Annotated in this window: 14 protein-coding genes and 5 pseudogenes; 10 read left to right on the top strand and 9 right to left on the bottom strand. The window is 59.1% G+C overall.

Annotated elements, in window-relative coordinates:
* Positions 1–166: 166 nt before the first annotated feature.
* Positions 167–994 (bottom strand): helix-turn-helix domain-containing protein, encoded by an 828-nt coding sequence (locus C4J93_RS10545; protein ID WP_124365135.1) that lies wholly within the window; start codon positions 992–994, stop codon positions 167–169.
* Positions 995–1,179: 185 nt separating this feature from the next.
* On the opposite strand from C4J93_RS10545, the gene C4J93_RS10550 reads away from it, so the two are divergent.
* From C4J93_RS10550 to C4J93_RS10590, 10 genes and pseudogenes are all read left to right on the top strand, one after another.
* A complete protein-coding gene (locus C4J93_RS10550; protein WP_124362240.1) occupies positions 1,180–2,319 on the top strand; it encodes a tyramine oxidase subunit B in 1,140 nt (379 codons plus the stop codon).
* 33 nt (positions 2,320–2,352) lie between these two features.
* Positions 2,353–2,775 (top strand): RidA family protein, encoded by a 423-nt coding sequence (locus tag C4J93_RS10555; protein WP_124362241.1) that lies wholly within the window; start codon positions 2,353–2,355, stop codon positions 2,773–2,775.
* Positions 2,776–2,833: 58 nt separating this feature from the next.
* Positions 2,834–4,126 (top strand): FAD-binding oxidoreductase, encoded by a 1,293-nt coding sequence (locus C4J93_RS10560; RefSeq protein ID WP_124362242.1) that lies wholly within the window; start codon positions 2,834–2,836, stop codon positions 4,124–4,126.
* A 34-nt stretch (positions 4,127–4,160) separates the two neighbouring features.
* Positions 4,161–5,005, top strand: a pseudogene (locus C4J93_RS10565) (alpha/beta fold hydrolase).
* Positions 5,002–6,282, top strand: coding sequence for a multidrug effflux MFS transporter (locus C4J93_RS10570; protein WP_124362244.1), 1,281 nt, complete (start codon positions 5,002–5,004; stop codon positions 6,280–6,282). The pseudogene C4J93_RS10565 and the gene C4J93_RS10570 overlap by 4 nt, the downstream one beginning before the upstream one ends.
* A complete protein-coding gene (locus tag C4J93_RS27665) occupies positions 6,221–6,382 on the top strand; it encodes a hypothetical protein (RefSeq protein ID WP_372238177.1) in 162 nt (53 codons plus the stop codon). Before C4J93_RS10570 ends, C4J93_RS27665 begins: the two co-directional genes overlap by 62 nt.
* A 64-nt stretch (positions 6,383–6,446) precedes the next feature.
* Positions 6,447–6,680 (top strand): hypothetical protein, encoded by a 234-nt coding sequence (locus C4J93_RS27115; RefSeq protein ID WP_164485243.1) that lies wholly within the window; start codon positions 6,447–6,449, stop codon positions 6,678–6,680.
* Positions 6,681–6,913: 233 nt separating this feature from the next.
* Positions 6,914–7,411: pseudogene (locus C4J93_RS10580) on the top strand (RraA family protein); the annotation flags it as partial.
* A 59-nt stretch (positions 7,412–7,470) separates the two neighbouring features.
* Complete coding sequence (locus tag C4J93_RS10585; protein WP_256660164.1) at positions 7,471–8,694, top strand: MFS transporter; 1,224 nt, start codon at positions 7,471–7,473, stop codon at positions 8,692–8,694.
* Positions 8,695–8,720: 26 nt separating this feature from the next.
* Positions 8,721–9,453 (top strand): annotated as a pseudogene (locus C4J93_RS10590) (LysR substrate-binding domain-containing protein); the annotation flags it as partial.
* A gap of 204 nt (positions 9,454–9,657) precedes the next feature.
* Here C4J93_RS10590 and C4J93_RS10595 read toward each other — a convergent pair.
* The 8 genes and pseudogenes from C4J93_RS10595 to C4J93_RS10630 all read right to left on the bottom strand — a co-directional run bounded on the left by C4J93_RS10595 (position 9,658) and on the right by C4J93_RS10630 (position 15,671).
* Entirely contained in the window at positions 9,658–9,837 is a 180-nt protein-coding gene (locus C4J93_RS10595) for a hypothetical protein (protein ID WP_124362246.1), read from the bottom strand.
* A 272-nt stretch (positions 9,838–10,109) separates the two neighbouring features.
* Positions 10,110–11,525 (bottom strand): annotated as a pseudogene (locus C4J93_RS10600) (amino acid permease).
* A 147-nt stretch (positions 11,526–11,672) separates the two neighbouring features.
* A pseudogene (locus tag C4J93_RS10605) lies at positions 11,673–12,332 on the bottom strand (ornithine cyclodeaminase); the annotation flags it as partial.
* 124 nt (positions 12,333–12,456) lie between these two features.
* The gene (locus tag C4J93_RS10610; RefSeq protein WP_124406850.1) at positions 12,457–13,308 is read right to left on the bottom strand and encodes a ParA family protein; all 852 of its coding nucleotides are present in this window, start codon (positions 13,306–13,308) and stop codon (positions 12,457–12,459) included.
* A 12-nt stretch (positions 13,309–13,320) separates the two neighbouring features.
* Complete coding sequence (locus C4J93_RS10615) at positions 13,321–13,536, bottom strand: AlpA family transcriptional regulator (protein ID WP_124362248.1); 216 nt, start codon at positions 13,534–13,536, stop codon at positions 13,321–13,323.
* A gap of 114 nt (positions 13,537–13,650) precedes the next feature.
* On the bottom strand, positions 13,651–14,385 hold the full coding sequence (locus C4J93_RS10620) for a hypothetical protein (protein WP_124429282.1): 735 nt from the start codon (positions 14,383–14,385) through the stop codon (positions 13,651–13,653).
* Positions 14,386–14,902: 517 nt separating this feature from the next.
* Positions 14,903–15,253, bottom strand: a complete 351-nt coding sequence (locus C4J93_RS10625; protein WP_124362250.1) for a DUF3085 domain-containing protein — start codon at positions 15,251–15,253, stop codon at positions 14,903–14,905.
* 232 nt (positions 15,254–15,485) lie between these two features.
* Positions 15,486–15,671 carry a hypothetical protein gene (locus C4J93_RS10630; RefSeq protein ID WP_124362251.1) on the bottom strand — a complete coding sequence of 62 codons (186 nt, stop codon included), beginning with the start codon at positions 15,669–15,671 and terminating at the stop codon, positions 15,486–15,488.
* Between the last annotated feature and the right edge of the window lie 329 nt (positions 15,672–16,000).

Here is a 16,000-nt window from a genome sequence, read left to right on the forward strand (position 1 = left end):
CTGCTCGGTCGATGTGCTATGCCGTGGCTCAATGCTGCAACGGTGCGCAGTTTTTCAGCAACGGATTGGATGATGCCTCATCAGCATGCACGTTCAGCGTAGGGTTTATGGAGAAATGATGGAGACCGAAACTTAATTTCCCGGCGAGGGAAGGGAGGGCGGGGTTTCAGGCGAAGCTGATGCGCTCGTTATAGGCGTTTCGCAGCATTGTGCGTTGGTATTCGCAGGGCGTTGTACTGACCAGTTTCTTGAAGTCGCGCAGGAAGTGCGACTGATCGGAAAAGCCCAGGTCCAGGGCGAGTTCCGAAAACGATACATCGTGCTGGGTATTCAGGGTTTCCAGAGCCGCCTGGCAGCGGATGATCCGGCAGAAGGTCTTGGGTGACAGGCCAGTGTCCTGGCTGAACTGGCGATGAATGCTACGGCTGGTGTAGCCACTGAGGTGTTCAAGCTGTTGGATGCGCAGGTCGCCGCGGTGGGCGAGCGCCTGTTGAATGACCATGGCCGTCAGCTTTGAGGTCCTGCCCATCAAGCGCGGGATCAGGTAGTCGTTGAACAGCTTCATTTGCTCCTGCAACTGCGGGGCCTGGACGATGCTCTCGAAAATGCGCTGGGCAAATGCAGACACTTCCAGCAGGTCCCATTCCTGTTCGGTCAGGTCCTCGGCCAAGACGTTGATGAAACCCGGAATCACCCCCGGCGAAAAGCGCACGCCGAAGTAATGATGACCCTGCAGCAACTGGACCCGCTGCGCCTCCAACGGCGTGCCACAAATCCTCACGCTGGGGCGCGTGGCATCACAGTCGAACACGATGTCCACACAGCCATCCGGGACCGCCAGCAGGTCGGCCGAGTCGGCAACGTCAAAGGCATAGAAATGCGAAATCGCCGGGTGATCGGAAGGCACTACCGAATACCGCGATGAGTTGAGCACGAACCAGGGTTGTTCGTACGCGGTGTGGTGCCGCAGCGTCGGCGCGCACAGGTTGACCATCATAGCACCTTCAAGTGGAGACATCCGGGAATAATCACGCATTTATCGCGCCAGTACGTGCGCGCGGAATGCACCGTGATGTCCGAAATTTACAATACCGCCGAAATTCGCCCGCTGATACTCAAGGTCGATAGCGTGGGAGCAGCGCCTACCGCAGCGATATTACCTCCAGTCCGAGAATAATTATGTCCATTACTACAAAAATAGACTTCATCTACCTGTCCGAGCAGGACATGATCCGCGCTGGCGTGACCGACATGCTCGCCTGTGTGAACACCATGGAAGAGATGTTCGGCCTGCTGTATAGCGGCGACTATCGCATGGCCGGGCCGAACAATGATTCCCACGGCGCCATTGTGATATTCCCGAAGGATTCGCCGTTCCCGAACATGCCCAAGCCCACCGCTGACCGGCGCATGATGGCGATGCCGGCCTACCTGGGCGGCAATTTCTGCACTGCGGGCGTCAAATGGTACGGCTCCAATATTGCCAACCGCGAAAAAGGCCTGCCCCGCTCGATTCTGATGTTCACCCTCAACGACCCCGACACCGGCGCGCCGCTGGCGCATATGTCCGCCAACCTGCTGTCGGCCTATCGCACCGGCGCGATCCCCGGCGTGGGCGCGCGGCACCTGGCCCGCAAGGATTCAACGGTGGTCGGTCTGCTCGGCCCGGGTGTGATGGGCAAGACCACGCTCGCCGCATTCATCGCCGTTTGCCCGCAAATCGATACGTTAAAGATCAAGGGCCGAGGCGAGAAAAGCCTGAACGATTTTATCGCCTGGGTGAAGGAAACCTACCCCCAGGTAACCACGATTAAAGTGGTCGATAGCCTCGAAGAAGTGGTCCGTGATTCCGACCTTGTTACTTATTGTAGCTCCGGTAAGACGGGCGACCCCTCAATCTACCCAATCGTTAAACGCGAGTGGGTCAAACCGGGGGCCTTCATGGCGATGCCGGCATCCTGCTCCCTGGATGAAGGGATGGAGCGTGCCGACGTGCGCAAGGTGCTGGACAACACCGGCCTCTACGAAGCCTGGTTCGAAGAATTGCCCAAGCCTGCCCACCACTGCGTGCCGGTGATCGGGGTGCGTTTCATGGACATGATCGCCGAAGGCACGATGCAACCCGAACAGCTTGAAGACATCGGCAAGATCATTGCCGGCGATGCCCCAGGGCGCAGGAACGATGAAGAAATCATCATCATGTCGGTCGGCGGCATGCCCGTGGAAGACGTGGCCTGGGGCACCGTGGTGTACCGCAATGCAATCGAAAGAGGCATCGGCGTGAAACTGAATCTGTGGGAAACCCCGGAGCTGCGCTGAGCCATTTCCTATACAACTGAAGAGACCTTCGACATGACAAAAATCATCAAGCTCAAGACCGGTTCCCCGTTTGAAGACCAAGCCAGCTATTCGCGCCTGGTGGTGGTGGACAACTGGATCTATGTTTCCAACACCGCCGGCCGTAACCCTCAAACCAAATTGATCCCGGAAGACGTCCTCGAGCAGGCGCACCAGGTCTTCGCCAACATCGAAACCGCGCTGGCCGCCGTCGATGCCAGCCTGGCCGATGTGGTGTGCTCGCGCGTGTTCATCCAAGACCCCAAGGATGTGCCGGCGGTGATGGCCTTGATCGGCGAGAAGTTTCGCGGCGTCGATCCGGCCAGCACCGTTACGTGCCCGCCGCTGGGCTCGACGGTCTACAAGGTGGAATTGGAAGTGACGGCTTATCGCAACGCTTCCAAGGCGCAAGTCGACGTCATTCGCCTGTCGCAGTAACCCGTTACGTGGCTGTGCGCGTGCGCGGCTGACCTTAATTGCTTATCGAGTCTTGATCATGGCCCCGACGATTGCGCCCGTGGATACGTCCACCGTGTTTCCCACTGCGACCTGCGTCGTCATTATCGGCGGCGGCATCATCGGCTTGACGGCTGCACTGACGCTGGCCGAACGCAATATTCCGGTGGTGGTGCTGGAAAAAGGCCGTATTGCCGGCGAGCAGTCCTCGCGAAACCTGGGCTGGGTGCGCAAGACCAGCCGGCACGCGCACGATATACCGCTGGCCCTGGCCGCAGACCGCTTGTGGGCGCAAATGCCCGAGCGGGTGGGCGCGGATGTGGGCTATCGGCAAGAAGGCATCATGTTTGTCGCCCGCAACGACACGCAAATGGCCATGCATGAAGGTTGGCTCAAGTCGGTCGAGCATCTGTCCCTTGATTCTCGATTGCTGAGCAAACGCGAGATCGAACAATTGGTGCCGGGCGGCGAGGGCGACTGGGCCGGCGGGATCTACACGCCGTCCGACGCGCGTGCGGAGCCGACCCTGGCCAGCAGTGCGATTGCCAAGGCGGCCATGGCCCTGGGCGTGGTGATCATCGAGCAATGTGCGGTGCGTACGCTGCAGATGTCTGCCGGCAAAGTCAGTGGCGTGGTTACTGAAAAAGGCGAGATCCGCTGCGATCAGGTATTGCTCGCCGGCGGTATGTGGTCGCGGCGTTTTTTGGGCAACCTCGGTGTGTCCTTGCCGACGCTGGCCTTGACCTGCTCGGTGTTGCGTACCCATCCGATGCAGGGCCCTACTGAAATTGCCGTGGGCGCGCCGGACTTTTCGTTTCGCAAACACAAGGACGGCGGCTTCATCATTACCCAGCGTGGCAAGCTGGACGCCTTCCTGACCCTCGATCACCTGTTGCTTGCCAAGCAATACATGCCGCAATTTCGTGCGCAGCGCAGCGTGTTGAACGTGTCGCTGGGCAAGTATTTTTTCAACGACCTGGCGCTGCCCCGGCGTTGGTCGGCCGACAGCATCAGCCCGTTCGAGCGTGTACGCACGCAAGACCCCGCCGCCAACCCGCGGCTGAACAATGATGCGATGAACAACCTCAAGGCGGCCTGGCCGGTATTCGAGCAAGCCCGGATCGCTCAAGCCTGGGCAGGCACCATCGATGTGACCCCGGATTCCAACCCGGTAATAGGCCCGGTCGCGCAAATTCCCGGCCTGACCGTGGCCACCGGTTTTTCCGGGCACGGCTTTGGTACTTCACCGGCGGCGGGTCACCTGGCGGCGGATATTGTCAGCGGGCACGCGCCCATCATCGATCCCAGCCCTTATCGCTTCGATCGTTTCTAAGTCGATCCAGGCCCTGCACTCACGGAGCAAAATCATGTCCCCAGACAGCCGCTTTTTCACCAATCGCGCCGGCTTGCGTTTGCATTTTTTACGTTGGGGCGACCCGAGCGGCGTGCCGCTGGTGCTGTTGCATGGCTTGCGCGCCTATGCACAGACCTGGGAGTCGTTGGTCGAGGCGTTGGGGGTGGTTATTGCATCTACGCCCTCGACCAGCGCGGTCGCGGGCTGAGTGACTGGGCCCCGGCCGCGAGCTACCACACGCAGTCTTATGTTGAGGATCTTGAGGACCTGATCGCCCATGTGGATCTGCAGCGTTTTGTCTTGCTGGGGCACTCATTGGGTGGGGCTAACGCTCTCGAGTATGCGCGGCAACATCCGGGTCGTTTGGATGGCTTAATCATCGAGGACATTGGCCCCGGCTCCTCAAGCCAAGGCGATGGCGCTGCGCGTATTCGCCGCGAGATGGGCCAGACGCCGTTGCACTTCGACAGTTGGGAGGCGGCCCGCGCATTCTGGAAGGCTTCACGCCCGGGCTTATCGGAGCAGGGCCTAGCGTCGAGGCTGACATATTCGATGCAAAAGTGTGACGGCGTGATTGCCTGGCGCCATGATCAGCAGGGGATCGCCGAGGCACGGCTGAGTATCGAACCGACGGATTTGTGGCCAGCGGTGCGCGCGCTGGATTGCCCAAGCTTGTTCATTCGCGGCAGCTGCTCGGACTTTCTGCCCCCCACGGCGCTGCAGGCGATGAGGGCCAGCAACTCGCACGTGCGGACGGTGGAGGTCGCCGACGCCAGTCACTATGTTCACGACGATCAAGGTGCTGTATTCAATGCGCTAGTTGCAGACTTTCTTGCAAGCCTTGCGCGCTCCGAATGAAGCCCACTTTGCGCTTGGTTGCTCTGCTGGCCTCGCTGACGGCCTTCGTGCCTTTTTCTATCGATACCTACCTGCCCAGCCTGCCGCGGATTGCTGTTGAACTGTCGAGCAGCACTGCTCACGTGCAATATACGATTAGCATTTTCCTCGCTGGCTTGTGCCTGGGCATGTTGTTTTATGGTCCGCTGTCGGACCGCTATGGGCGGCGCCCGTTGCTGCTGGGAAGCCTGGTGCTGTACGGTCTGGCGACGCTGGGTTGCCTGTTTGCTGCAAACATCGAGCAACTCATCGCCTGGCGCTTTATCCAGGCGCTTGGCGGGGCCGGTGCAATGGTGCTGGCCAGGACTGTGGCCAGAGATCTGTACGGCCTGGCGCAGGCCGCGAAGGTGCTGTCCTGGATGCAAATGCTGACGATGATGGCGACGCTGGTCGCACCAATGGTCGGCACCTGGCTGGTACTGATCGATGGTTGGCGCACCATATTCGCCGTGCTATTCCTACTATGTGGGCTGTGCCTGCTGATGGTCAGCGTGGGCTTAGAAGAGAGCCTGTCGCCGCAGGCTCGAAGCACCTCTGTGAAAGCGGCGTTTGCGGCCTATCCGAGTATTCTCCGTCAACCCCGGGCAGTGGCATTGATCCTATGTATGTCACTGACGTTTGGCGGTGTGTTCGCCTTTATCACCGCTTCGCCCTTTGTGTACGTGGAGTACTTCGGTGTGTCGCCGCGCACGTTCAGTGCGCTGTTTGGCCTAAATATTTTAGGCATCATCATGGTGAGCTTTATCAATGCCCACTGGGTCAATCGCCTGGGGCCACCACGTATGCTGGGGTTTGGCGCAGTTGTGGCGGGTGGAGCGGGGCTAGCGTTAATGGTCGCGGGATACACGCAGTGGGTCGGCCTGACCAGTATCGTGTTGTGCCTAATGCTGTACATGGGTGTCACCGGGTTGCTGGGGGCCAATTGCACGGCAAGCCTGATGAATATGTTCCCGACGCAGGCGGGGGCGAGCGTCGCACTGGGGATCTCAATGCAGTTCGCCTTCGGGGGGCTGGCGAGCCTGTGGGTCAGCCGCATAGCGGACGGCACGCCATGGCCGATGTGCCTGGTGGTGGGCTGTTGCGGGCTTGGCTGCCTTTTGGCATACGGCATTGCGCGGTGCGCGCCGGCGATGCCTGCTGACGCCGCATACCCGTTATCTGATCGTTATTGCCGAGATTGCACGGACGAAACCCGGTGCGTTGCTCATCAACACCGCGCACGTCCCGTTGGTGAATGACAACGCGGTGTCCGACGGCCTTGCAGCTGCCAGTTGGGCGGCACCGTGCTGGATGTACTGCACATGGAGCCGCCGCAAGCCGATCGCCCGATTTGCATGATGGCAATCTGAATCACTTCGCTGACGGTCGGAACGTTGCTGCGTTGCCGAATGCGATCCATTGCGTGCCTATCAGCCAAACGACCGCTGCACTGAAGCGGGCGGCGGTTGTTCTCGACCAGATCATGGTCAAAGAGCGGGTGGATGATCTGGAGGAGGAGTTCTTCGCGTTCTGGCGTGGTGACTACTACTACACCGATATTGAGAGGCCTGAATCTGGCGAAGTCGCAGAGCTGAGTCTGGGTAAAGGGCAGAGGCTCGTTTCACCGATGACCTGGCCAGAGTGGCGTGTGGTATGACTGAAGCTGATGCCACCGCAACCGATACCAGCGCTTGATTTTGTACAGGTGGTGCCAAGGCGTATTGGCTGACATGAGGCTTGTGCAACTTTAGCGAGGCGGAAGCAATCAGCCATCCGCTCGAGTTGAATAGCGAGCATCGAGTCTAGATGTGCACCGAGACGATCAGACAGCGCGGTCTCCTGCGTGGAACCCACTTCGGCCACTTGCGAATGCTCGTCACTCAGCACGCGGTCAAAGCCCGTCCGGGCGACAACCTCATGCTGCATTACGCACTGGATATAGCGGAGCCGGGTGATGTGGTGGTCGTCGATGCTGGGGGCGATCTATCCAATGCCTTGATCGGCGAAATGATGGTTGCTTACGCCATCAAGCGCGGTGTCGCGGGTATCGTTATCAATGGCGCGATTCGAGATTCGGCAGTCATCGGCGCGGATGATTTTCCCTTGTTCGCGGCAGGCATTTCACATCGCGGCCCTTACAAGGATGGTCCGGGTGAGATCAACGTGCCCATTGCGATCGATGGTATGGTGATTGAGCCCGGCGATCTGATTATTGGCGATGATGACGGCCTCTTGTGTGTGCCATTCGATCAAGTCGGCGAAGTCTATGAGTGGGCGGCTGCCAAGCATGCCGCCGAGAGCAAGCAGATGGAGCAGATTGCTATAGGCACCAACGACCGTACCTGGGTACTGGAATCGCTGAAGAAAAAAGGTTGCCTGCTGCCGTAATCTGCCATTGATGCGTGCGGGGCGGGCATTACTGTTACTTGTCAATCAGGAGCAATGACTTGCCTGACCCCCACACCACGCACCGTAGTCAGTGGCCTGCATCCGTGAGGGCGCTGGCACATCGCAATTTTCAAATCTATTTTGCAGGGCAAGCCGTTTCCACCCTAGGCAAGTGGGTTCAACAAGTCGCGTTGTCGTGGTTGACCTATCACCTGACAGGCTCGGCGGTGCTGCTCGGCGCTATTACCTTCCTCAGTCTGGCGCCACAGCTGCTGATTGGCCCTTTGGCAGGCGCCTGGACGGATAGGCACGACAAGCGTCGCCTGCTGATTATCGTGCAGACCGTCCTCGCTCTACAGTCCTTGGCACTGGCGATTCTCGCCTATGGGCAATGGATGAACGGCCTGACTATTGCGCTCATGGCTTTGCTGCTCGGATTGCTCAATGCCGTGGAGACTCCGCTCCGTCAGGCGTTGATCGCAAGCTTTGTTCCTGATCCGGCCGACCTGCCCAATGCCCTCGTACTTAACGCCATGTTAATCAATGCGGCTCGCTTTGTCGGGCCACCCTTGGCCGGTGCCTTGATTGCCTTGGCGGGGGAGGCAGGCTGCTTTTTACTGACTGCCCTGGCGTTTCTGTGTCTGCTGATCGGGCTCATGAAAGTGCGCGTGACGCCAAGCCCAAGAGCCAGTGGCTCAACAGGTGAAGTGTTTCGAGAAGGGGTGCGTTATCTCTGGAGAACGCTTGAAGTTCGGCGGTTGATGGTCAGTGTCGTGATTATCAACCTCCTCGCGTCCTGCTATACCGCGTTGCTGCCCATTTTAGCCAAGACAGTTTATGAGGGGGATGCTCGCACGCTTGGGTGGCTATGGGGCGCTGCAGGTGCCGGCGCTTTCCTGGCGACCGTCGTGTTAGCGGTAAGCGGTTCAGCGTCGAGGTTGCAGCATTTTATATTGGCTGGAGCGGTGTTATGCGCAATGGGCTTGCTTGGGCTGGCTGTGCCTGGCCATCTACTGCTGGCGTTAGTGTGTTTGGCAGTCCTCGGGTTTGGGATCACCGTAAGTAATGTGAGCAGTAATATGCAACTGCAAAGTGGCGCGCCCAGCGCACTTCGCGGACGATTCATTGCGTTTTACATCGCATTGCGTTTCGGTTTCGAGGCCATTGGGGGGCTGTTTGCGGGACTAATTGCGGCCCACCTGGGGGCGCCTTTGACGCTTGGCATAGCTGGTGGACTGTTGTTAATGATCGTTATTGGTCGTGAAATCGCCAATCGTGGGTAACGTGCCCTAGGGGCAGTCTGAAATAGAAGCTGGAGCGGGTCTGCGATGACACCCGGCGTATTGCTCAGGGGCAACGGCGCTGGTTGGGGATCGGATTCGCGCCGTCGACGCTGTACGGCGCGCTACCTGAGCTTATCCGACGCCTGCGCAGCGATGGCGGTATCGAGCTGGGCCTGTCGGAAATGGTCATGTTGCAGCAGGTCGAAGCCCTGAAAAGTGGGCGTATCGATATCGGTTTCGGGCGCATCCACATCGACGCCGCCGTGGTGCAAAAAAGTTATACATCAGGATCCCCTGGTCGTGGCGCTGCCCGCCGGGCACCACTTGCTGGGCGCGACGGTAAGCATGGAGCAATTGGCCCTCGAACCCTTTGTACTCTATCCTGGCAATATTCGCCCCAGCTATGCCGATCATGTGCTGCGGCTATCTGCCCGGCATGACTTGAAGGTCCGTGTGGCGCAAATGACCAATGAACTGCAGACCGCCATCGGGCTAGTAGCGGCGGGTATTGGCATTTCCCTGGTACCGGCTTCGGTGCAGCGTTTGCACCGCGACGATATTGGCTACTCGCCCTTGTTGGAACCTTTGGCGACTTCGCCGATTATTGTCAGTTACAGGGCAGGGGATGAGTCGGCGTTGCTGCAGCAGTGCCTGACGTGGATCGCCAAATTAGCTGCATCGATGTCGCTCGCCGCTGAAGTTCAACAGGAGACATCTTCGAGGCACCGGGATGTTGCGCATCAAACATCGGACCTGTAAGAGCGATCTGGAAGTTGGAACGACTTTCATCTGGACTCACATGGAGCGCATGTTCCAGCTCGGGTGCGCTGCTTCTTGGATTACCTTGTCGAACCCTTCCGATACTGAGACAGCGTTGGTTAAGGGGAACTGTTTACAGTGACAGCTAATGAGTACACAATTCAGGCCATAAAGAAACTGTTACATTCTGAAACCCTAAGACTTTCAAGAATTTGGAGGGTGAGTAATGGTCCCGTCCGCTGCGCCATATTTAGCTTCGAGGCCCTTGAACTCCTTGAAGCGAAAGAAAGCGACCTTAACAGGTCGCTTTTTTTGCTCTTTTTTCAGGTGCGGTACCACGGAAATAGCATCCGTGAGCCGCTTTTTTCGTTTTCCGAATTCCACTGAAATCCATCTCCAGCCACGGTTTTCAAGTACGTATTCAAGTACACCGCTGGCACAGCCCTTTACGATTCCTTGTGCATCAACTTTCGGATGGGTCCTTCTACCGCTGGGTTGTATTCCCTTGCTTGATGCGGCCAGGAGTGTTCGGGATTGCGGTGTGTCGCTCAGTCTATCTATTGACCGACACACCGCAATGCTGGGCAAGCAGGCTTATCTGCATTGTCAGTTCGGCGGGTGCTGTTCAGGATTGGCGCAGAGGCCTCGTTAGCAGCTCAACCGAATTGACTTGCCGATTCAACTGCGGTTTTTGGCTTCCTGCTACGTGTCAGCTGATAAGCAATTGCCAGCCATATGAACCACCCCGGCATGACCATCAAGGCAACGCGGGTGTCAGGTCTTAATGCCAGCAGGCACAGAACGAAGCCCAAAAAAGCCAGTGAGAACCATGCCATCGGGACGCCGCCCGGCATCTTGTAAGACGACTTGGCGTGAAGCTCAGGATGCTTTTTGCGATAGGCAATGTAGGACGCGAGGATGGTCGACCACGTGAAGATCACCAGAATCGCTGACACGGTGGAAACGATGGTGAATGCCGTCATGACTTCCGGAACGATGAACAGCACGAGTACACCCGCCAGCATCAACAGGGTGGTGAAGGCCAGGCTCAGCAGCGGCACACTGTTGCCCGACAGTCGCCGAAAAATACCCGGGGCGTTGTCCTGATTCGCCAGCCCGAACAGCATACGGCTGGAGGAGAATAAGCCACTGTTGGCCGATGACGCGGCGGATGTCAGGACCACGAAGTTAACGATGCCGGCTGCTGCGGGAAAGCCGGCGACGAGGAAAAGTTCGACAAAAGGACTTTTTACAGGTGACACCTGTTGCCAGGACGTCACGGCAATAATGCAGCCCAATGCCAACACGTAGAACAGGATGATTCATAGCGGAATCGAGTTGATTGCCTTGGGTAGGGTCCGCTCCGGAGACCGGGTTTCTGCCGCAGCGGTGCCGATCAGTTCGGTGCCGGCAAAGGAAAATATCGCCATCTGGAAGCCGGCAAAGAAACCCAGCACGCCATGAGGGAATGCAGCCTGCTTATCCACCAGGTGGCCCAGGGACGCGGTAACGCCACTGGGGGATACGAACGAGCTGGCAATCAGCACGATGCTCACGCCGATAAGCGTCACCACGGCGATGATCTTGATGATCGCGAACCAGAATTCGACTTCACCGAAAAGCCTGACCGTCAGCACGTTCAGGGCGAACAGTGTCGCGAGCATCCCGATAGCCGGTATCCAGGCGGGCAGGTGGGGGAACCAGTACTGGAAAAAGCCTCCCACCACGACGGCATCGCCGATCACCGCAACGCTCCAGCTCAGCCAATACGACCAGCCGAGAAAAAATGCGGCGCGGGGCCCCAGGTAGGCGCCGGCGAAATCCGCAAAGGTCTTGAAATTCAAGTTGGAAAGCAGCATTTCGCCCATGGCACGCATGACGAAGTAAACGAACAGGCCAATGATCATGTAGATAAGGATGATCGAGGTGCCGGAGAGGGCGATGATCTTTCCGGAGCTCATGAACAAGCCCGTGCCAATGGCGCCGCCCATGGCCATTAACTGGATGTGACGATTGCTGAGCGTGCGCTGCAGCGCAGGCTGCTCAGCCCGCTCTGATGAATTCGATTTCATTTCAAAACCTCTTGATCTTATGTTTTTGAGTTTTGGCAGAAAAGTGGATATCCAGCGCCATTGTCAGGAGGCAATGGCGGGTGACGGTGTTGTTTTATGTGGACAGTGACGGCCCCCAGTTCAAATGCCGGGGGCGTCACTCGCAGGTCAACTGGCCGTGCGCAGATGGGCGGCTTTGGCCGGCTGCTGATCCGGCATCTGGAACAGGTTCTTTATATTTTCAGGCGTGGGGACCAGGTGGATGTGCCGACCGACCTGATGTTCGTGCGCCATCGCCTGCAGGTAGCGAAGCGACGAGAAATCCTCAAGGGCAAAGCCCACGGAATCGAAGACCGTCACCTGTTCATCGTTCTCGCGTCCCTGGACGTCGCCTTGCACGATTTGGAAAAACTCGACGACGGGCGAGTCAGCCTCCAGTTGCTGAATATCACCTTCAATCCGCGTTTGAGGTTCAAATTCCACGATGACCCGGGCGTTGCGCAGGATGTCGGCGTGCAGTTCGGCCTTGCCCGGGCAGTCGCCGCCGACGGCATTGATATGCATGCCGGGCTCGATCATCTCGGGCGTCAGGATCGTTGCGTAGGCCTTGTCGGCGGTCACGGTGGTGACAATGTGCGCGCCCTTGACCGCCTCCTGTATGGAGTCGGCGTGAATCACGTTGATCGTCGGGAAAGCCGCCAGGTTACGCAGCAGCTTGAGTGAGGCATCGCGATCAATATCGAAGATGCGGATTTCGCTGATGCCCAGCATTTCATGGAAGGCAAGCGCCTGAAACTCGCTCTGAGCGCCATTGCCAATGAGCGCGGGTGCCGGTGTGGATCGGCGGGAGGCCGGGCTTGCGCAAGGTCAGTTGCAGGTCGGGGCTGATCCGCACCCACCAGCCCTCGCGCAGCGCCATCAGATCAAGCGGCGCAGGCGGCGCGGCAAACGATTAATGTCCATGCGGGCGTCCTCCACGACCAGTGACCGTGGCGAAACGCTCCATCCAGGCCGGGAACAGTTCACCCGCCAATGCGCGCATTGTTTCCAAAGCAGCGGGGGCAGCGCGGCCTGACGGCTTACGGTATTCGACCCGATGCACCGGCCACTGCTGGGTAGCGGCGCGCGGATAGGCATCAATCGCCGGCACCGCCGTGTGCAGCACCTGGACCCCGCCGCTATGGCCGAACACCTGGCGCAGTGCCCGTTGAATTTGCCGCGCATCGGCCGAGACCGGGTGCACACGGTTGATCAACAACCGCAGCGGCGGCGGCTGGATGCCCAAGTGACGGTAGGGCGCAATATCGTCCAGCAACTGCAAGGTGCCCCGGCGCAGTGCGCGCGCTGCGAGGATCTCCGGGGTCACCGACGACAGCGCCAGGTCTGCCGCCAGCACCGCCATCTCCAGCAGCACACTGCGCGCGCCCTGGGTGTCGATCAGCAGCAGATCGTAATACGCTTCAAAAGTCGGCAACAGGTTGCGCAACCGCAAGCGCCCATCGGGGGCATGCAACAGCAAGGTGCCGAGCTGCCCCAATTCGTCGTTGGAGAGGATCAGATCCAGGCCGGGAATGCTGGTGCGCGACACCAACCGCTGCAGGTCATGCTCGTTCAAGGCCAGCAACTCATAAGCGCCGGCACATGCTTGGCGAGTCAGGGCAAAGTAGCTGGACAGGGTCGGCTGCACATCCAGATCCAGCAGCAACACGCGCAAGCCGGCGTCGGCGACAAAGCCGCCGAGGTTAGCCGCCGTGGTGGTCTTGCCGACACCGCCTTTGGTGGAAATCAGGGACACAACACGCATGGTCATCTCCCCTCAGTTGCGCTCGGCGCGGCGTTCGGCGATCCACTGTTCAACCTCCAGCGAATCCCAGCCCACCGCACGGATGCCCAGTGGAATGCTTTTAGGGAAGCGCCCGGTACGCATCAGAGCGTACAAGTGAGCGCGCTTGAGGCCGGTTTTATGCTCGACATCCACCCGGCGCAGTACCCGGCGCTCGGCGTGGGAGGCTATGGAGGTGTTATCAGTCATGGTGATCACTCCGGAAGGCTTGTATAGGGTGATCGGTATTCAATAGCCTGCCTCAGCCGACGGCTACCGCAACTACGGCGCGTCCCACCGCAAGTGCGGCACCGGCCAGCAGGCTCAAGCGGCCAAGCTGCGGCGAGCGGCCGCGAAATGCTTTTGCATCGTGCGCTCGGTAATACCCACGCGCCCGCCGTGGTAGGTCATGACTGTCTGGATGATCGCCGCGTCACTGTCGAACTGGCTGTAACGCTGGCCACCGGGCGAGCTGCCGCGCAGCGCCGTCAGCAGGCCGCCGATGATGTTCAACAGTGCGGAGCGGCCGCGATCACTGAGTTCCTCGCCCGGCGGCGGCAAACGCCGGACCTCGGCTAAACTACGTTTGAGCAGGGTGTTGCGTTCCTTCAACTGCGCGGTTTTATCAGCGCACATATCGAGCTGCACTTTCAAGGCCGTGTGATTGGCGGACATTTCCTGCAATGCCGCCCGACTCAGTCCACGGCGTTCGGCCGGGCCATACAGGAAACGCGGTTTTTCTTCCGGGTAGTTTTGCTGCATCCACGCCTTCAGATGCACCTCGCATACGCACAGGCCCGGGTCATCGAGTAGGCTCACGTCCCGGCAAGTGACCCCGTGTTTGCCGAAGGGCAGATCACCGTTGTGCAGCCCGCAGTAAAGCCGCTCGCTATTCAAATACAGCGTTGGCCAGCGTGGAAAGTCGTCCTGGGTCGGGCGCAGACGGCTTCCGAGTTGGGCCAGGATCAAGGGTTCGAAGCGGTGCAGGTTGCTCCAGCGGATTGCCGCTTCAATCGGGTGGTAATAGGCTTTGATTAACGGAGTAGGTAGTTTTCGCATGATCAATACCTTGCATGAAAAGTGAAGTCATCAATCAATTCCTAGTTTGGGCGGCCATGCTGACAATGAAATAAACGAGGCGTGTGCCAGCAGCCGTCGCGGGTAGCATCTAACGAAACGGTGGAGTTTGGGGGGCGAAATACCGGCCAATGCCAAATACGCGGCCGGTAGACATGCTCGAAGAGCCGATACCCCTGGCGGCATCTGGAAGTGCAGGTTTTCCAAACGGCAGCGCATGGAAAAGTTGCCGTAGGACCACACCGACGCCAACCGCGAATCCGCGCCGATGCGTGTCAGCGGCCGGTCACCTGGCTCGCCACAGCTATCATCCTGCGGGCGTGGCGGGGACCAGGACGCAACATCGTCTGACGGGGCGCACGGGAATGAGGCAAGAGAATAGGATGACGACTCCATTCGGCACCCTAGGAGTAGAACGAAAATGGGCGCGGTGCCTGGCTGAACCGCAGCGCCCCCGGCAGGCGGGGGCTCAAGGTTTGGTGGGGACATCGGGGTCAGATTAGGGCGTGACGGACCACAGCATCAGGCGGGTCGATGTTGCGGTTAGTTCAAGATCGTCCTCACCGTTGAGGATGCGTGTGAACGCCCCCCACTGAGGATCGAAATATTCCCCGAAATCGTCGCCGCCGAGCTCGTTGCGGGCCAACGCCCACCAGTCGTCGAACGCGTCGATATCGGGATTGCAGCCGACCGCGTAGGCAATCACTTTTTGGCGTCCATCGGCTTGGCGCTCGCCCCGCTCGGCGAGCCAGTAGACACCTTGGTCCTTGACCAAAATGATGCAGCATTGATTGGCGATGGCCTCTACCAGCACCGGCTTCAGATCGCTGCCTTTGAAGAACAATGACATGGAGGTCTCCTTGCAACAGCGGGACCTCCTACCGCAAGGGTGGGCGTCCCTTGGGTTGACGGAAGGATGAAGGTATGAGGCGGCCGATACGCCATTGACGCACCGCGGTCTTGAAGGCTTTGACCGCCTGGGACGTTGCTGGCGATGCCAGCGAACATGGCGGCAGCGTGGTCGGGGTGAGTGGCAGCCGGCATCCGTTAAACCGCATGAGGGACGTACCGGTTTATGGCGGTCAGTACTCATCTAGCAGGAACACTTCGGTAAAGTTCCGGGCTGATTCGGTGAAGATACGGAGGTCGAATCCATCGCCGACGGCGTAGGACGACAGCAGGTAGCCGCCGAGGGCCACGGCCGCACCGTTGTAGCGTCGATGCTCTTCGCGCACATCGTCCCAATCACCGCAGATATGTCGGCGCACATAGGGTAGCGGGTCGAGCCGGTCCTGTCGGATCAGGGCGTCCACAGAGCTGGAAAAGCTCAGGCCGTCCAAGGAAAAACGGGGCTTGGGGGAGCGCACATGGCGCTGCGCAAACACTCCGTGGTGCTGGGTCTCGGTACTTTAGCAGGGCAAATATCCCGACGCGGCGGTCAGCGTCACACTCGCGCCGGGGGAAGGGTGTCGGCCGGCTCTCCGCACGTATCCAATCCAATGGGGACACTTTGTTCGTTGAAGGTAACTGCGCCACTCCTGCTGCGTTGTGCGTTCGGAACGGTTGGTTTCCTTGACCGCAAATAGCAGGTAGCGCA

This window comes from Pseudomonas sp. R2-37-08W, from assembly GCF_003851705.1.
GTDB lineage: Bacteria > Pseudomonadota > Gammaproteobacteria > Pseudomonadales > Pseudomonadaceae > Aquipseudomonas.

What these genes read in the sequence shown, in the direction of transcription:
- C4J93_RS10610 (WP_124406850.1), bottom strand. Translation starts at nt 13,308, where the DNA reads ATGCGTGTTGTGTCCCTGATTTCCACCAAAGGCGGTGTCGGCAAGACC.
- C4J93_RS10555 (WP_124362241.1), top strand. Translation starts at nt 2,353, where the DNA reads ATGACAAAAATCATCAAGCTCAAGACCGGTTCCCCGTTTGAAGACCAA.
- C4J93_RS10570 (WP_124362244.1), top strand. Translation starts at nt 5,002, where the DNA reads ATGAAGCCCACTTTGCGCTTGGTTGCTCTGCTGGCCTCGCTGACGGCC.
- C4J93_RS10620 (WP_124429282.1), bottom strand. Translation starts at nt 14,385, where the DNA reads ATGCGAAAACTACCTACTCCGTTAATCAAAGCCTATTACCACCCGATT.
- C4J93_RS10550 (WP_124362240.1), top strand. Translation starts at nt 1,180, where the DNA reads ATGTCCATTACTACAAAAATAGACTTCATCTACCTGTCCGAGCAGGAC.
- C4J93_RS10615 (WP_124362248.1), bottom strand. Translation starts at nt 13,536, where the DNA reads ATGACTGATAACACCTCCATAGCCTCCCACGCCGAGCGCCGGGTACTG.
- C4J93_RS10545 (WP_124365135.1), bottom strand. Translation starts at nt 994, where the DNA reads ATGGTCAACCTGTGCGCGCCGACGCTGCGGCACCACACCGCGTACGAA.
- C4J93_RS10560 (WP_124362242.1), top strand. Translation starts at nt 2,834, where the DNA reads ATGGCCCCGACGATTGCGCCCGTGGATACGTCCACCGTGTTTCCCACT.
- C4J93_RS10625 (WP_124362250.1), bottom strand. Translation starts at nt 15,253, where the DNA reads ATGTCATTGTTCTTCAAAGGCAGCGATCTGAAGCCGGTGCTGGTAGAG.